We start from the raw sequence: 20,638 nt of genomic DNA, 5'->3' as shown, positions 1-20,638 counted from the left end.
ATTGCGCCGACCGTCGGCTGCAGCCACGGGCTATCGCTGGAGCGGCGTGCGGAGGGTCTGATTATGGCTTGACCCGACTAATCACAAGACAGTTGCTGAATTAAGCCGCGGCGCGAAGCGGCGTCGGCTTGGATGATTTGTTAGGCAGCACGACCCTTCGTCGCCGTATTCACCGCTTTATCCATCCGCTCGGCCATTTTGTCGCACGCTGGTAGCCAACTAACTTTAGCCGGCACTAGGCTTGCTCCGTCATTCGCAATATCGAGACACAAGCTCATGAAGAAATGGATATTTGCGGCCTTGCCGTTAACGGCGGTTCTTACCGCGGTCATCACTTGGTTTGCGAGTTTGTATGTATTTGAACGCCCAGTATTTGATGCGTCGGTTGAGCAAGAGACCATCTCATCGGATACGCTTGGAGAGCAGCGCCAATACTTGGTGCACTTGCCAGAATCTTATAATCACGCGCCCAAACAGCGTTACCCGGTGATCTATGTTCTCGATGGATCCTCGGAGGATCTGCACACCGCAGCATCGGCCGCCTTGATGGCACGGATTGGCGTAACACCGGAAGTTATCGTTGTCGGCATTCCAAACATCAGCGGCAAAGGACGGCAGCGCGACTACACGCCTCCTGGAATGCAGCAAGACCTTGATGACAAAAATAGCCCCGAAGGACGCGCTGATAAATTCCTTGCATTTGTGAGGGGCGAGCTTATACCGGAAATCGACAGAAGCTATCGCACCTCATCCACACGGATACTTGCGGGAAACTCGCGGGGTGGCCTTTTCGTCGTGTACGCGCTTACAGAAAATCCACCGCTATTCAATGCATACTTTGCAAATAGTCCGGCCTTGTGGCGCGATGATAGTGAAATGGTGATACGGCTCGATCACTTCTTGCAGGAAAGCCCATCGTTGAAGAACGATCTGTTCCTCAGCCTCGGCAGCAACGAGAATGACAAGATGAAGGATGCGTTCCGACGCGCGGTAGAAGTATTGAAAATCCACGCGCCGCCCGCGCTACGTTGGCGCTCTCAGCTAACCTTGGGAGCTGTGCATGGAAATAATGCGGAGCTGGCAACCCCGATTGCTCTTCGGTGGACATTTGACCCGCAATGGATGCCAGTCGGGATTGCGTCAGCGTCGGCACACACGCAGTAACGTAGAGTTCCGTCTATGGCTTAACTCAGGCGTTAGGCACCGCGGGTTAAAAAAGTAAGTGCAGCACCAGCGGCGCCCCCGATAAGCCCTAAATGAGTTAACCCGACTTGAACGAATTGTTAGGCAGCAGCTCGCTACCTAATGGTTGGATCATATATATTGAGCAGAACGAGTGCGGCAAGCCCGAGCAGGTTGGCTAGGATGTGCCCGGCCACGCACCAACGCAAACTGCCAGTGCGCTGATACGCCAAGCCCCAGATTAGCCCAACGAGCAAGAGTGCCCCAACTGCCTCGGGCTTGCGAAGTGGGAGTGAGTAGATCCCCCAGACGAGCGGGTGACTCGCAGCGAACCATACCGATGAATACAGCAAGCTAGCGAGTTTGCCCCACGAAGCCGTGGAGTCAATGAGCAGACCACGCCAGTATGACTCCTCGAGCCACGGATTGATTAAAGCGAATACAAGCCATGCGGCAATTAGCTGGGTGTTGTCCAGTAGGGTCCAGCTGCCTAGAAAGCCATGCAAGGAGAGCAAGCCAGCCAACAGTGCGAGAATTGACCAAAACCGTGAACCAGAAGCGCGCTGAAATCTCTGCCGCGGCCGCGAGCCTGGGTAATTGTGCAGCAGAAACGCAATGACCAGCCAGAAGCCAAGCATGGTTGGAACCCATGCCCATACACCGACGTAGCGTCCCGCTATGAGCTGAATGGAAGCACAGATAGCGACAAGTGCGAGTGGTGAAAAAGCAAATATCAGCCTGCGTCGTGCATCAGTTCGCGACATGCTTTCCCCTGCTACCTAGCGCCTGAGTTAAGCCGAACCGCGAAGCGGTTTCGGCTTGAATGAATTGTTAAGCATCAATTGGGATCATCCGCTGCTCTGGTGCGACTGATGACCCATGCCTGTGCGGTCGGGCGAATGTCGTTGTCGTAGCCACCTAGTATGAGCACACTCCCATTGGGTAAATGGGTTGCGGTACTGAAGGCAAGACCATTGTCGATACTTTCGCCTGCCTTTATGAATGCGGGTGTTCCAGGTGTCCATATCTCAACGTCGGTTGCATCGCCCGCTACAACAACTTCCCCGGAAGGCAGTACAGTGGTGGCATCAACTATCTTGTACCGAGGGTTCAATAGGGGTGGCCCGGCGGTGAACTGCCCTGTGCTTGGGTCATAGATTTCCGTTTGTGCGAGGCGGTGGCGATCATCGCAATCACTGGATCCCGCGATTACCATCACACGGCCATCTTTAAGTAGAACAGCTGCATGTTTGCACCTTGGCAGTCGCATGGATCCTGACAGAGTGAATGCTTCTGTGGCCGGGTCGTAGATCTCAGCCGAGTTGGTCGCGAGGTTGCGTCCACGTTGACCGCCAACAACCAACACGCGTCCGTCTTGCATGCGGACAGCAGCATGACGCGCTCTGGCCTCATGCATGGCGCCTACTGCGACAAATCGGTTTTGTGTCTGGTCAAAAACCTCTGCATGCGAAATAGGAAGATTGGTAGCGCTTGCGCCGCCGGTGACCAGTACGGGCCCGTTGAGTAGCGGTGTCGCAGTAGCGTCCATTCTTGCTGTTGCCATTGCTTGAACGGGCGAGAAAGAACGATGTTGTGGATCGAACACTTCGGCGGAAGCGGTTGCCATGTCGCCAGTCCATCCTCCGGCAACTAAGACTCTGCCATCCTTGAGTAACGCTGCAGCGTGTGCAACTCGGGCTTCGTTCATAGGTTGCGTAACTTCAGAACGCCCAGTCTCGATATGAACCAGTTCGGCAGACCGTTCAACCGGAGTGCATCCACTACCGCTGCATCCGCCAGTCACCAGCACTAGAGTCGGGGATATGGCTGTGGTTTGATGAGCTGCACGAGGTATTGATAATTCAGAAGAAGGTCGAACAGTCCATTCAGAAATAGATTTCGGCTCAGAGGCCGAGCATGCTGTTGCTACGGCAGCAAAACAAACTAAGCCAATGATAGAAAACTGATTGTTTTTCATGGTTGCTACCAAAGTGAGATGAGGCCTAACGCCTGGTCTCAGCCGCCGGGAGCCCGCGTAGTGGGATGGCGGTCGGCTGCAGCGAAATGTTCGCCCGCATCGCCGTCAAACTGAAACACATCTTCGATTCCTAGCCCCAAAGTTCGAGCGATCATGAATGCCACCTCCAAGGACGGTGAGTAGCGATTTGCCTCAATGGAGATGACCGTCTGGCGCGTGATGCCTACGCGGTTTGCGAGGTCCAATTGCGTCATATCGTCATGACTCTGCCGCAGCTCGCGCAGTTTGTTGCTGAGCTTGCGTGTCTTTTTTCCCATGGGTCAGCTCCGCCGGTACAAAACCAGCTGGGTCGCGTACTCCGTAGCTTGTGCCAGGACCCAGAACGCCAGCAACACATGGACGAAGGCGAAGTTGCCCCTTACGAACACCCCCACGCAGAGCGAGAAGAAAACGCCAACCGCCAACACGTAGGAACCCAGCTGGGTACCCTTGAGACGAACCCATGCGTCCCTTTCGTCGGTCTGTATGTTCGCTGCGAGTTCGCGACGGCTCGCAATTCCGAGCAGGGCGTGGCCAATGATTTGAACGACAACGAGCACAACAATTATGCCAATGAACGCCGCAATCTCCGTGGGCTTGACCTGCGGCGACGGATTCGGCAGAGCGAATGCGAAGTAGATGCCAAACGCGGCGCAAAGGCTGACCAGCAAGAGCCACAGGCTCTTTTCGCGGAACGTGATGCTCATGACTAGGCTCCAGTGAGGCGAACGCGTAATGTCAAAGAAACATTACATGCGAGAGCCTAGGCTTGCCTCGAAAGCATGTCAAGTAATTTTTACATACACTCGGCAGGCGTTCTATCGATGCTTGCGATGTCCTGTCATAGCCCCGAACGCCTGTTCACACGCCCGGGTTGACGTTGCCGGGGCGTGGGCGCGCGGGCGGCACCACCACGGTGGTCGCCTTGTTGGCCACGATATAAGGCTGCACGTCGTCGACCTGGCGCAGCTTTCCAATGGCGCGCTGGGCGAACTTCCGGGTGGTGATGCGGACGTGGCAGTTCTGGAACGGCGCCTCCGCGTCCTTGCCCTTGGAGCAGTAGACGACGCGACCGTCACGGTCCCAGCCGAGCACCAATCGTTGCTGTTGGTGGCTGGTCTGGTAGATCCAGCCTGCCTGGATATCACTTTCCGACATGGCCATTGGAGTTGCCCTGGGTTGGTGGCGGCGCGACCGCGACGCGGCCGTGAATAATGACAGTGTGGATCCGCTTGATCACGGCACCGCGGCGATGATCACGATCTCGATTTTCAGGTTCGGCCTGGCGAGCCCGGCTTGCACCGTGGCACGCGCTGGCGTCGCGCCTTGCGGTACCCACTTCTCCCAGGCTTCGTTCATGGCACCGAAATCGGCCATGTCCGCCAAGTAGATGTCCGCACGCAGTATGTGCGCCTTGTCGGTCGCAGCCTGCTGCAACAGATCATCGATGGCCTGCAGCACCTGTTCGGTCTGCCCGGTGATGTCGGCGCTGGCGTCCTTGGGCACCTGCCCGGAGAGATAGGCCACGCCGTTGTGGATGATTATTTTGGACATGCGGGGACCGGTATCGAAACGCTGGATCATGGAGTGCTTCCTGTGGGGGTATCGAGCCATTGTTACCGGATTGAGGCGTGCTCGCTACACGCGTCAATACGGATAAGGGATGCGCGACAGTGCACGGTTGGCGCGATACATCGATGCCAGCAGGTGGCGATCGCCTGCGTCGAACAGGCTGAACCCGCGCAGTCGCCTGGAGGCGTCCGGTTGCAACCCACGCGGGATGCCGATGTCGACGGCGCGCGGCTCGCCATGGCTGAACACCAGTACTTCGGATTGCGCATCCGGATCATTGACATCGACGGCGACAACCCGTCCGTCGTACGGGTACGTGACCTTTTCGACCAGGGTGTGGCCGACGACAATCCGTTCGGCCTCGTAGTGCGTGAGCATCTGCTCCACCTCCGCCTGTGTCGCGGCCGGGTACTTGTCCTTGGATGCGCGGAAATAACCCCGATACTGGGTGACGCCTTCGAGCCCCAGTACTGCGTCCAGTGCAGCGGAATGGTTTTCGGCAGCCGAGCCGGCGGTACGCCAGTAATCGCGCATCGCATGGTTCAGTGCGTCGACCGAAAGGCCGGAATTCACCACCTCCGGCGAAATGCCTGCGTGGGTGAACAACACGCGGCCGAGCTTCAGAGCTACCGGTTGGTCGCGCAACCATTCACCAAGCACGTTGTCATCGGCAAACGCCTGTGCATAGCCGCCAAGTTGTTGCAGGGCGTAGCGGTACTCGGGGTGGGCCCGCGAGATATTGCCACGCAGCAGGTATTGCTCATGGTTGCCAAGCAGCACATGGACCGCGCCGCCTGCCGCATGCGCTTGCGCCGCAAGCCTGTGCAGGCGCCACAGGACCGCGAAGACCTCGCGCCCGCGATCCACCGAATCGCCGAGTATCACCAGATGACCGGCGCCGAAATCCCACTCGCCGGATGCATCGACCACGCCGAGCTTGCGCAGCGCAGCTTCAAGGAACTCGCTGTTGCCCTCGATATCGCTGAGCACCACCAGCTCGCCTGGCATCGGCGCGACGGCGTCCGCTACGGGAGCGGTAGCCAGCGGAAAGTCATGCGTCTTGCCGGCGCATGCGACCTGCAATGCATCCTCGTGGCCTTTCGCGTGCTGTATCGCGTTCTCGCAGAACCAGCTCGCCGACCAGGTTCCATCAGTATCGCGGCGAACCACCGGGCCGGCCAGAAAGCCGGGGATGGCGACGTTCTCTCCGGTACCCGAGTACACGCGTACACCAATGGCGCCGCGCACGACAGGCACCAGCAATCGGGTGTGAGCACCACCGGCAGTCATCTCGACCCGTGCACATGACAGTGCCACGAATGCCGCTGCCATAAAGACTGCTGCAAGACCCAGCAGCGTCCAGCCGGTGCGCTTCAATACCTTCCGCTTCGATGTCCCAGTCATCCGGAAATCTCCCCTCAAGTTGGTGCATATTCCTTCTGCACTTTGGCCCGCACCGCTGAAGAGCAGCAGACCGCTGGCGATCCTTCGTTGATCTTTGACGAGAAGACGAATGACCTGTCAGACAGAGAATACTGAAGCCTTGCTCGCTGTGGAAATGATTGCCGAACGGACATGCAGTCCGGCAGTGTGGTGTTAGCACCGCGAACCCAAAACATGCGATGCCCGTCGGACCACCAGCCAAGCGCCTTGATTGTCGTTGCCGGTGGCGCCAGGACTGGGACATGGCAGGCGGCGACGGCGACGCGGCAGTGAATGCTGACAGCTGGCTGGCACGTCCGTGGTAGAAAGGGGATTGATACTGGTCACAGCCGGCCGGTTACGGTCGGGCGCATGCGCTGGAGGGAGTACACGATGGCACGACCTGCCGACATGATCGGCCTCCCGAATCTCGGCATCGGCTTTCATCCGAATGAGGAAGCCCGGTATACCGCCGCAGAATTCCCATCCAACAAGCTGCTGTTCCTGGCCCAGCTGGCCGACACCCATGGCGTTGACAGTGCGCCGTGGTTTGCCGGGTTGGCGTTGGACCGAGCGCAGATTGCCGACCCCGCGCTGCGCGTGTCGTACCGGCAGGCCAGCACATTCATACGACGCGCATTGCAGGCGCTGGACGTGCCTGACGCCGGCTTGCGCATTGGCGGTGACGGCACCATCGGGGGCTTCGGGCTGCTCGGGCTGGCGATGATGACCTCGCGCACGTTCGGCGAGGCGATGCAGTCGGGCATTCGTTATCACAAGATCTGCGGTTGTTTGCTCGACCTGTCCTTCGAGGCGGTCAGCGAGGAAGCGGTGGCGCTGGTCGCCACGCCGCTGTTTGGCGACCTGGAATTGCTGCCCTTTTTCTGTGAGGAGTTGTTTGCCAGTTCGGTGATGATCTCGCGCGAGCTGGTCAGTCCGCAGCTGCGGCCGCTACGAGTGGAGTTCAGCTATCCGGAACCGGATCATGTTGCCGGCTACGCCAACGTGTTCCAGTGCGACCTGGAGTTTGGTGCCGAGCGCAACCGTCTGGTGCTCGGCATCGACTGGCTGGGGTACCCGTTGCCCGGCTACAACCCGCTGACGGCGAAACAGGCGCTGGCGCTGTGCGAGCAGCAACGTACGCCCGACGGCGGCGAGCCGCATCAGGAAGTCGTCGCTGCGGTGGAGCGCTTGTTGCGCAGCCAGTTGCGTCAGCCGCCCAAGCTCACCGACGTGGCACGCACACTCAATCTCAGTGAACGCGCCCTGCGGCGCAAGTTAGCGGAAAGTGGGCGCATGTTCCGCGAGATCCACGACCGCGTGCGCGCCGAGCGTGCGTTGCAATTGCTCCAGGCCGGCACGCTCAGCGTGGCCGAGATCGGTGCCGAGGTGGGCTTCGAGGACCCGCGTGAATTCCGCCGTGCCTTCAAGCGCTGGACCGGGCTCGCGCCGCAGCAGGCCCGCCAGGCGGCCTGAAGCCGGCATCATTTCGGCCGTGTTGGCCGATTTGCCCCCCGTTATGCGGCTGTCCGGCCCTCCCCCCGTGGTGGCGATTGCGGGACAGTCGGGTATGCGCCGCGATCTCGGCGGCACGGCCGACATATCGTTTGAACGGGGAGTACAGCGACCATGCGCCATTTGCTTGTCACCATCGCCATGTGCACGGCGCTCGCCGGATGCGGCAGCGAACCGGAAGCGCCACCACCCAGCGCCGCCGATGTCAGTTTCCAGGCGGACCTGCAGAAGCAATTGATGGATGCCACGCCCGGCACCGTGATCGACATTCCGGCCGGTCACTACTCGCTCACGCGCGGTCTCAGCCTCCGTACCGATGGCGTGACCATCCGCGGTGCCGGCATGGACAAGACCGTGCTGTCGTTCAAGGGCCAGGTGGTTGGCCCGGAAGGCCTGCTGGTCAATGCCAGTGACTTCACCCTGGAAAACATCGCGTTCGAGGACACCAAGGGCGATGCGGTGAAGATCAACCAGGGCCGCAACATCACCATCCGTGGCGTGCGGGTGGAATGGACGGGCGGTCCCAAGACCACCAACGGCGCGTACGGCCTGTACCCGGTCAAGACGCAAAACGTACTGATCGAGGATTCCGTGGCGATCGCCGCCTCCGATGCGGGCATCTATGTCGGTCAGTCGGAGAACATCATCGTCCGGCGCAACCGTGCCGAGCAGAACGTGGCCGGCATCGAGATCGAGAACTCGATCGCCGCCGATGTCTACGAGAACGTCGCCACCAACAACACCGGCGGCGTGCTGGTGTTCAACATGCCCAATATCGAGCAGTCCGGTCACAGCACCCGCGTGTTCAACAACAAGATCTTCGAGAACAACCTGGGCAACTTCGCCGCCAAGGGTGCCGCGGTGGCGAGTGTCCCGGCCGGTTCGGGGGTGGTGGTGAACTCCAACGACAAGGTGGAGATATTCGACAACTACATTGCCGACCACCGGACAGCGAACGTCATCATCTCCAGCTATTTCTCCACCAATTACTACACTGACCGTGGCGTGGCGGATGACTACAACCCGTATCCGAAGGGCATCTACATCTACGACAACACCTTCAAGGGTGGTGGCGAGTCGCCGGACGGGCTCGAGTTCAAGGCATTGAAGACCGCCGTATATGGCATCAACGGGCACTTCCCCGACATCCTGTGGGATGGCTACGTCGATACAGCGACATTGGTGGACGGGCTGCCGCCGCCAGACGACCGGTTCTGTGTACAGAACGGCGATGTCGGCGTGATCAATGCCGATGGGCCGAACGGATACAAGAGCCCCAGTACCGACACCGCGCCGTACGATTGCACCCTGCCGAAGCTGCCGGCGGTCGTGCTCGACCCGATGCCGACGGCATAGGGTGCCGACAATGCGAAACCGTTTGTGCCCAGATGGTTGGTTGAATCGTGTCGTGTTGCTGGCCGGACTGTTGATGTTGGCGGCCTGCCAGCGCGGCATGGCGCCAGTGACCTATCACGCTGACGGACAACCCGAGCTGCTTAGTCAGTGGCATGTGGTGGAGGTGCGCGGCGGCCGGCTGCAACTCAACGACGGTGTGGTGCCATACGACCTCAACACGCCGCTGTTCACCGACTACGCACACAAGCTGCGCACGATCTGGATGCCCGAGGGCGTCCAGGCCACGTACGAGCCGAGCGACAGTTTCGACTTCCCGGTCGGCACCGTGATCAGCAAGACGTTCTACTACCCGCGCTCGGCGGGGGGCGGGTTCAGTGATGTCGCCCGCACCAACGACACGCCGGCCAACGCCGGTGGTCTGGAGCTGGATCAGGTGCGCATGATCGAGACGCGCATCCTGGTGCGTCGCCCGGATGGCTGGGCTGCGATCCCCTATCTCTGGAACGACGCGCAGACTGACGCCACCTTGGCCCGTACCGGCGCGTTGGTGCCGCTGATCCTGGTGAGCGGGCAGGGCGCGCACGAGGACTTTACCTACGTGGTGCCCGACGAAAGCCAGTGCGCCAGCTGCCATGCGCAGGACTGGGTCGATCGGCAGATCCATCCGATTGGGCCCAGGGCACGGCACCTCAATCGTGATTTCGATTACGTCGACGGGGCGGCAAACCAGTTGGAATACCTGACCAGGGTCGGCTACCTGACGGGGGCACCGGATGCCACGCAGGCGCCGCGCAACGCGGACTGGTCCGATCCCGCGGCGCCTCTGGACGCGCGTGCGCGCGCTTATCTGGATATCAACTGCAGCCATTGCCACAACCCGGAAGGGTCGGCCAACACCACGGGCTTGTCGCTGGGTATCGACCAACCCAATGACCGCCATATCGGTATCTGCAAGCCACCGGTCGCCGCCGGTCGTGGCACCGGCAACCACCGGTTCGACATCGTGCCGGGCAAGCCGGATGAGTCGATCCTGACCTACCGCATGGTGGCCACCGAACCGAGCGTGATGATGCCGGAGTTGGGGCGAAGCACCTCACACGAAGAAGGCGTGGCGCTGATCCGGGCATGGATTGCCGCGCAACCCGGGAACTGCCAGACGCAGCCCTGACGCGGCGTATCAGCGTCGGCATGACGCGGAAAACGGCGCATCGACGCCACCACATGATGTTGGGGAGATCACCGCAATGACCACACAACCACGTGCTGCACGCAGGCTCATGACACACAAATCACGGAGCGACGGCCGGCCGTTGCGCCAGCGCCTGTTGACGGTCGGTCTCGGCCATGTGCTCGCGGGACTTGGCGGCGTGCTGGTCTGCACCAGCGCCGTGGCCGCCGAGCCATTACCGGCACAGAACGATCCAGTGGCTGCTGACCAGACGGTCGATGCCGCACCGCGGGAATCGCAGGCCACGTTGCTCGATACGGTGGTGGTGACTGCGCAGGGTCGCGAACAGGTCATGCAGTCGGTACCGATCCCATTGCAGATCATCACTGCCGAACAGGTCGATGCGCTGGCGGCGACCGACCTGAGCAAGATGAGCCTGTTCGTACCGGGCCTGGTGGTCAGCGGTGATCAACCAACCCAGCCGGGCTATCAGTTGCGCGGCATTTCCACCGACGACTTTGGCATCGGTACCGAGTCGGCGGTCGGCGTGTATGTGGATGGCGTCTACTCCGCCCGCTCCGGAGCCGCCCTGCTCGCGTTCAACGACGTGAAGCGGATCGAGGTGCTGAAGGGGCCGCAAGGCACATTGTTTGGTCGCAATGCGGCTGCTGGCGCAATTTCCATCATCACCAACCCACCGGGCAACAAGTTCGAGGGCCGTGCACGCGCGCGATTTGGCAACTTCGGCCGACAGTATTTCGATGGGCTGTTGAACGCGCCGATCAATGACGACATGGCGCTGCGCGTCAGCGCCTACAGCAACACCAGCGATGGCTGGATCACCGATGCCGCCAGCGGGCAGCGCTATGGCGCCGATGACGACTTCGGCACCCGCGCGACGTTTCGCTGGAACCTGACTGACAACACCCGCGCGCTGCTGTCATGGGATCACGAGGAGCTCGACCAGCTGCCCAAGCCGGCGATCGGCCTTGTTGCGCTGTCGGATGACCCGTATGAGCGTCCGCCCTATCCGCCCAATCCGGTGGACTACCTGAACCCGTTGCACGCGCCGCTTTACAACGATGCCGTGGGGGCAACCGAAAACCGGGTGTACGACGGCGTCACGCTGAAGGTCGACCATTCCTTCATGTGGGGGCACCTGGAGTCGACCACGGCGTGGCGGCAGTTCGATACCGAGAATCGTGGCGATTACGACGGCACCAACCACATCGTCAGTTACCTGGACACCGCCAACCTGGAGAGCAACCGCAGCTGGTACCAGGAGTTCAAGCTGAGCGGCAATACCGAGCTCATGGATTGGGTCGCTGGTGCGAGCTATTACACCGAGGATGCGCGCCAAACGAGCCAGACCAACGTTTTCACCGACGGCATCGACACCCTGGCCGGCAACGTCATGGGCGCGGGCCATCCGCTGGCCGACATCAGCGATGGACTGGCCGCAATGGGGTTGCCGTTCTCGCTGCTGGGTCATTCATGGGCGGAGGCAATCAGCAATGCCGGTGAGTTCAAGGCCTACGCCGCGTACGGAGACGTGATCTGGCACCTGAGCGACCGTCTGAACCTGACCACCGGCCTGCGTTACACGCGTGATGAGAAAGACTTCTCCTGGTACAACATGCCGCGTCGGGCGGATGCGTTCGATGCCACGGTCCAGGGGCTGGAGGATGCCGGGGTGCTGGCCATGCTGCCACCGGAAGCGCAGTACGCGTTGGCGATGTTTGGCAACAACATCATCTTCACCGACGCGGTCGGGGTGCCGGTCCAGCTCAGTAACCGCTGGAGTGACCTCAGCCCGCGCGTGGTGCTGGACTACCGGTTCAGCCCCGACGTGATGGGCTACGTCTCGGTGACCAAGGGCTACAAGGCTGGTGGCTACAACGCGGTGCAGGTGGGTTCGCGGTTCGAACCAGAGGAGGTATGGAACTACGAGGCTGGCATCAAGACCGTCTTTCCCGACTACAACCTGCTGCTCAACGGCACGGCCTACTACTACAAGTACAGCAATCGCCAGTCGCTGACGCTCGACCCCAATACCGCCGGCTCCGGCGTGCCGCGTTACCTGGTCAACAGCACCGACCAGCAGGCCCAGGGGTTTGAGGTCGAGATGCAATGGAAGCCGGTGGAAGCGCTGCGAATGAGCTTCACCGGTGCCTATATCGATGCGACCTACAGCGACGCGGTGGCACCGTCTGGTATCGACTTGTCGGGCCAACCCACCGGTGAGCCGAAGTTCTCCTTCGCCGCGGGGCTCGGCTATACGTGGAGCGAGGTGGCGGGAGGTACCGTCGATGCCAGTGTCAACCACGCATTCCGGGGCGACTCGCGTTGCAACCGCGACTCCCAGTTGCAAGGCACTTGCCAGGTCAGTCCGAACTTCGATGTCGGCGCCAGCCAGCAGCGCACCGATGCACGCGTTGAGTGGAACTCCCCGAGCGATCACTGGGGTGTCGCGCTGTACGTCAACAACCTGTTTGAAAAGCGCTACGTCACCGGCGTAAGCAACATGAGCACCGCGGTGTTCGGCACTCCGTACGCGTCCATCACCTTGCCGCGCATGTGGGGCGTGGAGTTCCGGGCCAGCTTCTGATCAGCCATGAGCGAGCAGGCGCCGGCCATGAACGGGATATTGCAGCGAATGCGAGCGGCGCAAGCGGTTGATCCGTTGCCCTTGTGGCCGGTTCGCGCCGGGCGTCTGCGAGCGTTGCAGTCGATGCTGCGGGACCAGCGGCAAGCTTTTTCCGATGCCATCGATGCCGATTTCGGGCAGCGTCCGGGACAGGAGACCGACCTGCTGGAGATCTACCCCGGCTTGTCGGGCATTCGCCACGCCTTGCGCCATGGCCGCCGCTGGATGCGGCCGCGGCGTGGCTGGGCCGGCCTGGCGTTCCTGCCGGCGCGTACCGAGCTGCGGCCGCAGCCGTTGGGCGTGATCGGGATTATCGTGCCGTGGAACTACCCGTTGTATCTCGCCGTTGGACCGTTGCTGGATGCGCTGGCAGCGGGCAACCGGGTGATGTTGAAGATGAGCGAAGCCACGCCGCATTTCTCGGCGCTGTTCGCCGAGCAGGTTGGCCGCTATTTCAAACACGACGAGGTGGCGGTGGTGAACGGTGACGCTTCGGTAGGGCAAGCGTTTTCCGCCTTGCCGTTCGATCACCTGTTGTTCACCGGTTCGACCACGGTTGGCCGTCAGGTGATGCGTGCGGCGGGTGCCAACCTGACCCCGGTAACGTTGGAGCTGGGTGGCAAGTCGCCCGCGATCATTGGCCCCGGTGCGCGCTTCGAGCATGCGGTCGAGCGCATCGTGTTCGGCAAGGTGGTCAACGCCGGCCAGACCTGCATCGCGCCCGATTACGTGCTGCTGCCGCGCGCGCGCATCGGCGAGTTTATCGACATTGCCAGTGACGTGATGGCGCGGATGTATCCGCAGCTGGAGCGTAATGGGCAGTACGCCAGCATCATCTCCGACCGCCAGTACCAGCGCCTGACCGCATTGCGCGACGGTGCGGTGGCGGCCGGCGCGCGGGTCCATCCGTTGAGCGCGGTGCCGGCGGATTCCGCCCGCCGCCTGTTGCCGCCCCTGGTGCTGAGTGGGGTCAGTGACGACATGGCGGTGATGCGTGAGGAGATCTTCGGTCCGCTGCTGCCATTGGTGCCGTATGACTCGCTGGACGAAGCGATTGCCTACATCGGCGCGCGGCCGCACCCGCTGGCACTGTATGTGTTCGACCGGGATCGCTCCCGTGTCGACCAGGTGCTGACCCGGACCCAGGCCGGCGGCGTCACCGTCAATGACACGCTGTTCCACATCGCCCAGCACGGCCTGCCGTTTGGCGGCGTGGGAGCCTCCGGCATGGGCAGCTATCACGGTGAAGCCGGGTTCCTGCGGTTTTCCCACCTCAAGCCGGTGTTCCATCAGGCCCGCTTCAACGGTGGCGGGTTGCTCAATCCGCCGTACGGGGCGCGCTTCCGCCGGATGCTGGAATTGCTGCTCAAGCGCGGTTGAGCCCGCCATGGAGCGCCGTGGTCGCGCGGCCGCCAGCGTGTCCGCCTTGATTGTCGGCAGCAGCGCCACCATGGCTGTGGCATGACAACAAGGAGTCCGACATGAAAACCGTCCTGATCACCGGTGCCAATCGCGGCATCGGTCTTGCGTTCGCCCGTCATTACACTGCCCGTGGCGATCGTGTGATTGCGGCCTGCCGCCAAACCAGCGATGCGCTGCAGGCGACCGGTGCGCAGGTCGAGGCCGGGGTCGATGTGACCGATGATGCGGCCCTGACCGCATTGGCGCAGCGACTGGGCGACACGCGCATCGACGTGCTGGTGCTCAACGCCGGCATCATGACCCGCGAGGCACTGGGCGACATCGACGCGGCCGGATGGGAAGACATGCGCCGGCAGTTCGAGGTCAATGCGATGGGGCCGTTGCGGGTAACGCAGGCGTTGCTGGGCCATCTGGGCGAAGGCGCGAAGATCGGCATCATCACCAGCCGCATGGGCTCGGTGGCCGACAACGGCTCAGGCGGTCGCTACGGTTATCGCGCGTCCAAGTCGGCGGTCAACGCGATCGGTAAATCCCTGGCCGTGGACCTTGCCCCGCGCGGCATCGCCGTGTTCCTGCTGCATCCTGGCTTCGTCGCCACCGAGATGGTGGGCGGCAGTGGTGAGGTCAGTCCGGAGCATGCGGCCGGGCAGCTGGTCGAACGGCTGGACACGCTCGGCCTGGAGCAGACCGGCACGTTTTGGCATGCCAATGGCAGTGAACTGCCCTGGTGACGGGTTTGCCGCGCCTACCAGCTGTCTTCCAGCATCCGCGGCTTGCACGCCAGGTAGCCGCCAGCAGCCAGCGCCAGCAGGCTCGTGCTCAGGAACGCAAAAGGCCATAGCCAGCCACCGGACACATCGTGCAACAGGCCGAACAGCAGCGGACCGGCGCAGCTCAACGCGTAACCCACGCCCTGGGTGAAACCCGACAGCGCGGCCGAGCCCGCGGGGGTGCGGGTGCGCAGGTTGATCAGTGTCAATGCCAGCGGAAACGTGCTCGGCCCCAGCCCCAGCAATGCGACCCACAGCAGGGTCAAGGTCATCGGCGCCAGCAGCAGCCCGGCGAACGCGGACAGGTGCAGCAGGCAACACAGGATCACGATGGGGAAGGGGTTGCGCACCCGCACCGCGATGACCGGCATCGCGAAGCCGCTGACCAGGCCGAACGCGGAGTACAGCCCGACCATCGTGCCGCCCAGTAATGGACTGCCGCCGGCATCCACCAGCACGGCCGGCAACCAGGTGAATATCGAATAGCTGTTGAGCGACGTCATGCCGAACATCAAAGCCATTCCCCATGCCACCGGTGACCGCCAGACGCGGCCGGACGCCGGGGGAGCGGCGAGTTCCGGCGCCGCATCGTCTGCCGTGATCGCCTGGTCGCGGACCGATGCCAGTGCATGGGCTTTGGCGGAGCGGCCGTGGCGCTCCTGGTACAAGGTGATCGCCCAGGGCAACGCAGCGGCGACCGCGACCAGCGACCACGCGCCCAGCGACACGCGCCAACCCAGCGCATTGGCGACCGGTACCGCGGTCAGCGCAGGCAGGATGGTGCCCATCTGCAGCATCGTGATGTACATCGCGCTGACGCCGCCAACGCGATCAGCGAAGTAGCGCTTGACCAGCGGCGGCAACACCACGTTGCCAATGCCCATGCCCGACAGGGCGATCGCCGATGTCAGCAGCAACTGACCGGTCCCGCCGACAAAACCACGCGCCAGCAACCCGGCGGCGGCAAGCAGCATCGCCAGCAAGGCGGTGCGCTCCAGACCCAGACGGTGGGCGATGGCCGGGGTGGCGACGCCGAACACCGCAAACGCCGCGGTGGGCACGATGCCGAACACCCCGGTCATGGTCGGGCCGAAATCCAGCGTCTGCCCCAGGCTGTCCAGCAGCGGGGTCAGCGACGTGACGGCGGTGCGCAAGTTCAGCGCCGACAGCGCGATGCCGAGCAGTATCAGGCCGCGACCGCGCCATAGCGGCAGGCGAACGTCAGGTGCGGGCTCGCGCGAGGCATGTTCGCGCGGGGTAGGGGGAGTCATGGGCGCCTGCAAGGGGCGAGGGCGGCCGTGCCGTCGAGCCCGTCATTATAGGAGCGCCCGCCGGCAGTGATTGTGCGGAGTGTGCCGAGCGGGAACGGAACCATTACCATCGGTTGTCGACCACGACCCTCACCAGTGGTGCGTGCCACGAGCCCCCGCGATCCGATGATCGCCTTGTTACCAGGACCCAGCACCATGGCCCATATCCACTCCCCCGGACTGGCACTCCACATGTTTCCGGACACCCTGCTCAAGTTTGGTGCCAGCCACACCGTTGAGCCGGCCGATGCCGTCGATGCGCAAACCTACTTCGTGTGTCTGTCCGCGAACGCAACGGAAGGCTTGTGGACGCCGCTCCACGCTACCCGCGGTGACAATCGCCTGGAGATTGCCGAAGAGGGCAAGTCGGGGAATTCGCGCTGGACCCGGGGCTCGTCGTATTACGACCCCGCCGAGCTGTGGCGGATCCCGCACAAGGCCGCACAACGTGGCGCTACCGAGGCGATGGACCAGTCGACGCCGAAGTCGCCGAATACGGTGGTCCCGTCGTCGCTGCCTGCGCGCGCCCAATTCCCTGCCGACACCGCATTCCGTGGAGCCGCCACGCACACCGGCGACCGGTGACTACAGCTCCGGAGAGCTTGTTTGCCCCGCGCTATCGGGCGCTGACGCTGGGCGCGGTATCGCTGGTCGCGCTCTATGCGTTCGAGGCGCTGGCCGTGGCCACCGCAATGCCGGTGGTGGCACAGGCGCTGGATGGCTTGTCGCTGTACGCGATGGCCTTTGCCGGCACGCTGGCCGCGGCGGTGGTCGGGATGGTTGCCAGCGGCCCCTGGGCAGATCGCAGCGGCCCGCGCGCGCCGCTCAAACACGGCATCGTGTGGTTTGGCATCGGCCTGGTGATCGCTGGCCTGGCGCCGACGATGTGGGTGCTGTTGGTGGGGCGGGTGATCCAGGGCTTTGGCGGCGGGCTGATGTCGGTCGCCTTGTACGTGGTGGTGGGACGGGCCTATCCACCGCAAATGCGCGCGCCAATCTTCGCCGCGTTTGCGGCGGCGTGGGTGCTGCCGGCGATCATCGGGCCGACCATCAGCGGCCTGATAGTCGAGCACCTGGGTTGGCGCTGGGTATTCCTGCTGGTCCCTTTTGTTGCCGCACTGGCCGCGGCCATGGTGTTGCCGGCCTTGCGTGGCATGGGTCCATTGCCGCAGCAAACGTCCGTTGACGCCAGCGGCAACCGGCAACGGATCGCCTGGGCGGTGGTGGCGGCGGTGAGCGCGTTGCTGCTGCACTACGCCGGCCAACGACGTGACTGGTTGGCGATCGTCTTGTTGGGTGCTGCCGGTGTCGGGTTGCTGGCCAGCATGGTCAAGCTGCTCCCCGCCGGCACCTTGCGCGCCGGCCGCGGGCTTCCGTCCGTCATCGCCTTGCGCGGGATTGCCTCGGCGGCCTTCTTTGGCACCGAGATATTCCTGCCGTTGTTGCTGACCCGCGAGCGCGGCCTGTCGCCGACCTGGGCCGGGCTGGCATTGACCATCGGCGCGATTGGCTGGTCGCTGGGCTCGTGGAATCGTGGACGGCTGATCGATCCTTCGCCAGCGCGCCTGTTGCAGGTCGGCATGGGGTTGATCGCATTGGGCGTGGCTTGCGTCGCACTGGCCGTGATGCCGGCGGTGCCGCTCCAGGTCGCGATGGCCGGCTGGGTGGTTGCCGGGCTGGGCATGGGCACGGTGTATCCCAGCCTGTCGATACTGACGCTGGAACTGTCGCCGCCGGAGCGACAGGGCGCCAATGCCTCGGCGTTGCAGCTGTGCGACGCCTTGTTCACCGCCACCATGTTGGCCGTGGGCGGGTCCCTGTTCGCCGCCTTGCTGGCACGTTCGCCGATTGCGGCGTATCTGTCGGGATTTGCGATAACCGGCAGCCTGGCCGTGCTCGGATTACTGCTGGCGGCCCGGGTGCGGCCAGCAACCCTTGCGCCGAGCGGAAGTTAAAGCTCCGGCCAAGACGACCGATAACGTACCGAAGCCCGGCGATCCGGCGGGCCGTTGGGGGTGCACGTGCGTCCGGTCGTTGCAGATGAAGTGGAGCTTGGTTTGCCATTGCCGTGGTCGGTATACGACCGCGAGGGCAAGCTGTTGTTCGTGCAGGGGATGGTGCTGGCAAGCCCGGACCAGCTGAGTGTGGTGTTGGAGCGCGGCATGTTGGTGCCCGACACCGAGACCAACGCAGGCGTGCTGGTGGCGGAGTTCGATCACGCCGCCGACCAGGCCGATGAGGCGTTGCAACTCGACGAGATTGCGCCGGCGGGCCCCCCGGCCGAGCCGGAGCCTCCGGTGTTTCGCGAAATGCAAGTGCTGCGCCATGAGCTGAAAGTGCTGCACCGGCACCTGGCAATGCGTGAGGGCGACGCTTTGGGCGAGCAGTTGCTTGAGCTTGCGCGGCGCCTGCGCGGCCTGGTCGCGCGCGACGCCGATGCGGCTCTGGCAGCGATGCAGCTGGAAGTCGGCGATGACGGCCATGTGGCGCGGCTGTTGCATGCGGCGACCCTGTGCGAGTTGCTGGTGCGCGCGCGTGGTTGGGATGAGGATGAGAGCCTGCCGGTCGTCGCTGCCGCATTGAGCTATGACGTCGCGATGGGTCCGTTTGCCGCCGCCATGAACCGACAGGAATCGGAGCTGTCAGTTGACCAACGCCTGGTGATTGCCGGCCATCCGCAGGCCGGCGTTGAGCTGTTGCAAGCGGCCGGGGTGGAGGATCCGGTCTGGCTGGCCGCTGTGTTGCAACACCACGAGCGCATTGATGGCAGTGGCTATCCCAACCGCCTGTCGGGCGACGCGATCAGCCGTGGCGCGCGAAAGCTGGCGATTGTGGATATCTATTCGGCGATGGTGCGCCCACGTGCCTATCGCGAAGCGGTGCATGCGCGGCACGCCCTGCGCAGCCTGTTCCTGGAGCGTGGCAAGGCCGTTGATGAAGGGTTGGCAATCCTGCTGGTTCGGGAGATCGGTGTATTTCCGCCGGGAACCCCGGTGCGGCTGGCGAACCGGGAAGTCGGGGTGGTGCTGCGTCGAGGCCAAGGCGCCACGCAGCCGATCGTCGCGCGGCTGATCAACGCCAACGGCACCCTGGCTGCACTTGCCGCGCAACGCGACACGGCGCTGTCCGCGTACGCGATTACCGAGACCGTGCCGCCACGCAAGTACCAGGCGTTGGTCGCCAGCGCGAGCGAGCTTTGGTGCAGCGAGCGGACCTTGTTGCGGCCATAGCGCGCAGCCTCAGGCGCCGACCTGCCGGCGCACGGCAGCCATGTCGCGTATTGGGCGAACCTCGATGCACCCGGTGCGTGCCCAGGGAAGCTCCGCCGCGATGCGGACGGCCTCGTCCAAGCTGTCTGCTTCGATCAGGTTGAAGCCTGCCAGGACTTCCTTGGTTTCGGCGAAAGGACCATCGACGACGGTGGTGCGGCCATTGCGGATACGCACCGACCGGGCCTTCCTGGCGGACTCGAGTTGCTGCGATTCGATCAGTTGGCCACGGGCGCGCAACGCGTCGGCGTGGACGAAACAGTCGCGCATCCGGGTATCGAACTCGCCCTCGGGCAATGCGTCGATCTCGGTATCGTCGTTGTAGACAAGCAGCAGGAATTGCATGAATTCGTCCTGTGGGGAGTCGGCTGCATCATGCCGGAGATCAGGCGTGTGCGCCGTGGCTGGGTCTCCAGTTTAAAGTTTTGCCCTCCTGTCGATTCCCCGCCTTCCGGTTCGTCGTATTTGCAAGAGCGCACCTGGTGACCGAGCCGCGGCTCCATTGGGTGCCTCATCCACGAGTGAGGAAAAACGACATGAAAGTGATGGTAATGGTCAAGGCGAGCCGGCAGTCCGAGGCCGGCGTCATGCCGGACGAGCAACGGCTGGCCGAGATGGGCCGCTACAACGAGGAGTTGGCGAAGGCGGGCATTGTCCTTGCCGGCGAGGGCTTGCAGCCCAGCAGCACGGGCGCACGAGTACGGTTTTCCGGTAGTTCGCGGCGGGTCATTGATGGTCCGTTCGCGGAGACCAAGGAGCTGGTTGCCGGATTCTGGCTGTGGCAGGTGCGCTCGTTGCAGGAGGCGATCGAATGGGTCAAGCGCTGCCCGAATCCGCACGAGGGAGATTGCGAGATCGAGATCCGCCAGGTCTTCGAGGCGGAAGATTTTGGCGCCGAGTTCACTCCCGGATTGCGCGAGCAGGAGCAAAGGCTGCGTGAACGATTGGCGGTGTAACCAGGCTTGCAGGAATCCGGTAAACGACCTTC

Annotated in this window: 20 protein-coding genes; 11 read left to right on the top strand and 9 right to left on the bottom strand. The window is 62.9% G+C overall.

Annotated elements, in window-relative coordinates; genetic code table 11:
* Positions 1-276: 276 nt before the first annotated feature.
* Positions 277-1,164, top strand: a complete 888-nt coding sequence (locus tag ACW7G1_RS12555; protein ID WP_456980088.1) for an alpha/beta hydrolase — start codon at positions 277-279, stop codon at positions 1,162-1,164.
* A 134-nt stretch (positions 1,165-1,298) separates the two neighbouring features.
* Here ACW7G1_RS12555 and ACW7G1_RS12550 read toward each other — a convergent pair whose 3' ends face one another.
* The 7 genes from ACW7G1_RS12550 to ACW7G1_RS12520 all read right to left on the bottom strand — a co-directional run bounded on the left by ACW7G1_RS12550 (position 1,299) and on the right by ACW7G1_RS12520 (position 6,175).
* Positions 1,299-1,820, bottom strand: a complete 522-nt coding sequence (locus ACW7G1_RS12550; RefSeq protein WP_456980153.1) for a CPBP family intramembrane glutamic endopeptidase — start codon at positions 1,818-1,820, stop codon at positions 1,299-1,301.
* A gap of 200 nt (positions 1,821-2,020) precedes the next feature.
* Positions 2,021-3,160, bottom strand: a complete 1,140-nt coding sequence (locus tag ACW7G1_RS12545) for a hypothetical protein (RefSeq protein WP_456980087.1) — start codon at positions 3,158-3,160, stop codon at positions 2,021-2,023.
* A gap of 38 nt (positions 3,161-3,198) precedes the next feature.
* On the bottom strand, positions 3,199-3,477 hold the full coding sequence (locus tag ACW7G1_RS12540) for a helix-turn-helix transcriptional regulator (protein ID WP_456980086.1): 279 nt from the start codon (positions 3,475-3,477) through the stop codon (positions 3,199-3,201).
* A gap of 3 nt (positions 3,478-3,480) precedes the next feature.
* A complete protein-coding gene (locus ACW7G1_RS12535) occupies positions 3,481-3,906 on the bottom strand; it encodes a hypothetical protein (RefSeq protein ID WP_456980085.1) in 426 nt (141 codons plus the stop codon).
* 154 nt (positions 3,907-4,060) lie between these two features.
* A complete protein-coding gene (locus tag ACW7G1_RS12530; protein ID WP_456980084.1) occupies positions 4,061-4,357 on the bottom strand; it encodes a hypothetical protein in 297 nt (98 codons plus the stop codon).
* Positions 4,358-4,435: 78 nt separating this feature from the next.
* The gene (locus ACW7G1_RS12525; protein ID WP_456980083.1) at positions 4,436-4,783 is read right to left on the bottom strand and encodes a RidA family protein; all 348 of its coding nucleotides are present in this window, start codon (positions 4,781-4,783) and stop codon (positions 4,436-4,438) included.
* Positions 4,784-4,846: 63 nt separating this feature from the next.
* The gene (locus ACW7G1_RS12520; protein ID WP_456980082.1) at positions 4,847-6,175 is read right to left on the bottom strand and encodes a metallophosphoesterase; all 1,329 of its coding nucleotides are present in this window, start codon (positions 6,173-6,175) and stop codon (positions 4,847-4,849) included.
* Positions 6,176-6,586: 411 nt separating this feature from the next.
* Here ACW7G1_RS12520 and ACW7G1_RS12515 point away from each other — a divergent pair, with 411 nt between their 5' ends.
* From ACW7G1_RS12515 to ACW7G1_RS12490, 6 genes are all read left to right on the top strand, one after another.
* Complete coding sequence (locus tag ACW7G1_RS12515) at positions 6,587-7,669, top strand: AraC family transcriptional regulator (RefSeq protein WP_456980081.1); 1,083 nt, start codon at positions 6,587-6,589, stop codon at positions 7,667-7,669.
* A 153-nt stretch (positions 7,670-7,822) separates the two neighbouring features.
* Positions 7,823-9,064: a parallel beta-helix domain-containing protein gene (locus ACW7G1_RS12510; RefSeq protein ID WP_456980080.1), complete on the top strand. Its 1,242-nt coding sequence runs from the start codon at positions 7,823-7,825 to the stop codon at positions 9,062-9,064.
* A gap of 40 nt (positions 9,065-9,104) precedes the next feature.
* Positions 9,105-10,232 (top strand): SO2930 family diheme c-type cytochrome, encoded by a 1,128-nt coding sequence (locus tag ACW7G1_RS12505; RefSeq protein WP_456980079.1) that lies wholly within the window; start codon positions 9,105-9,107, stop codon positions 10,230-10,232.
* A 109-nt stretch (positions 10,233-10,341) separates the two neighbouring features.
* Complete coding sequence (locus tag ACW7G1_RS12500; protein WP_456980078.1) at positions 10,342-12,840, top strand: TonB-dependent receptor; 2,499 nt, start codon at positions 10,342-10,344, stop codon at positions 12,838-12,840.
* A 6-nt stretch (positions 12,841-12,846) separates the two neighbouring features.
* On the top strand, positions 12,847-14,259 hold the full coding sequence (locus ACW7G1_RS12495; protein WP_456980077.1) for a coniferyl aldehyde dehydrogenase: 1,413 nt from the start codon (positions 12,847-12,849) through the stop codon (positions 14,257-14,259).
* Positions 14,260-14,360: 101 nt separating this feature from the next.
* Positions 14,361-15,032, top strand: a complete 672-nt coding sequence (locus ACW7G1_RS12490; RefSeq protein WP_456980076.1) for an SDR family oxidoreductase — start codon at positions 14,361-14,363, stop codon at positions 15,030-15,032.
* Positions 15,033-15,046: 14 nt separating this feature from the next.
* Here ACW7G1_RS12490 and ACW7G1_RS12485 read toward each other — a convergent pair whose 3' ends face one another.
* Complete coding sequence (locus ACW7G1_RS12485) at positions 15,047-16,342, bottom strand: CynX/NimT family MFS transporter (protein ID WP_456980075.1); 1,296 nt, start codon at positions 16,340-16,342, stop codon at positions 15,047-15,049.
* A 195-nt stretch (positions 16,343-16,537) separates the two neighbouring features.
* On the opposite strand from ACW7G1_RS12485, the gene ACW7G1_RS12480 reads away from it, so the two are divergent.
* The 3 genes from ACW7G1_RS12480 to ACW7G1_RS12470 all read left to right on the top strand — a co-directional run bounded on the left by ACW7G1_RS12480 (position 16,538) and on the right by ACW7G1_RS12470 (position 19,611).
* Positions 16,538-16,966 carry a hypothetical protein gene (locus ACW7G1_RS12480; RefSeq protein WP_456980074.1) on the top strand — a complete coding sequence of 143 codons (429 nt, stop codon included), beginning with the start codon at positions 16,538-16,540 and terminating at the stop codon, positions 16,964-16,966.
* Positions 16,963-18,336 carry an MFS transporter gene (locus ACW7G1_RS12475; RefSeq protein WP_456980073.1) on the top strand — a complete coding sequence of 458 codons (1,374 nt, stop codon included), beginning with the start codon at positions 16,963-16,965 and terminating at the stop codon, positions 18,334-18,336. The genes ACW7G1_RS12480 and ACW7G1_RS12475 overlap by 4 nt, the downstream gene beginning before the upstream one ends.
* A 66-nt stretch (positions 18,337-18,402) precedes the next feature.
* Positions 18,403-19,611, top strand: coding sequence for an HD-GYP domain-containing protein (locus ACW7G1_RS12470; RefSeq protein WP_456980072.1), 1,209 nt, complete (start codon positions 18,403-18,405; stop codon positions 19,609-19,611).
* A 9-nt stretch (positions 19,612-19,620) separates the two neighbouring features.
* Here ACW7G1_RS12470 and ACW7G1_RS12465 read toward each other — a convergent pair whose 3' ends face one another.
* Complete coding sequence (locus tag ACW7G1_RS12465) at positions 19,621-19,995, bottom strand: YciI family protein (RefSeq protein WP_456980071.1); 375 nt, start codon at positions 19,993-19,995, stop codon at positions 19,621-19,623.
* Positions 19,996-20,186: 191 nt separating this feature from the next.
* On the opposite strand from ACW7G1_RS12465, the gene ACW7G1_RS12460 reads away from it, so the two are divergent.
* Positions 20,187-20,606: a YciI family protein gene (locus ACW7G1_RS12460; RefSeq protein ID WP_456980070.1), complete on the top strand. Its 420-nt coding sequence runs from the start codon at positions 20,187-20,189 to the stop codon at positions 20,604-20,606.
* Positions 20,607-20,638 lie beyond the last annotated feature (32 nt).

Source organism: Lysobacter sp. A378 (assembly GCF_054052125.1).
The sequence above is the reverse complement of the archived record's forward strand: the minus strand, read 5'-3'. Positions and strand labels throughout refer to the sequence as shown.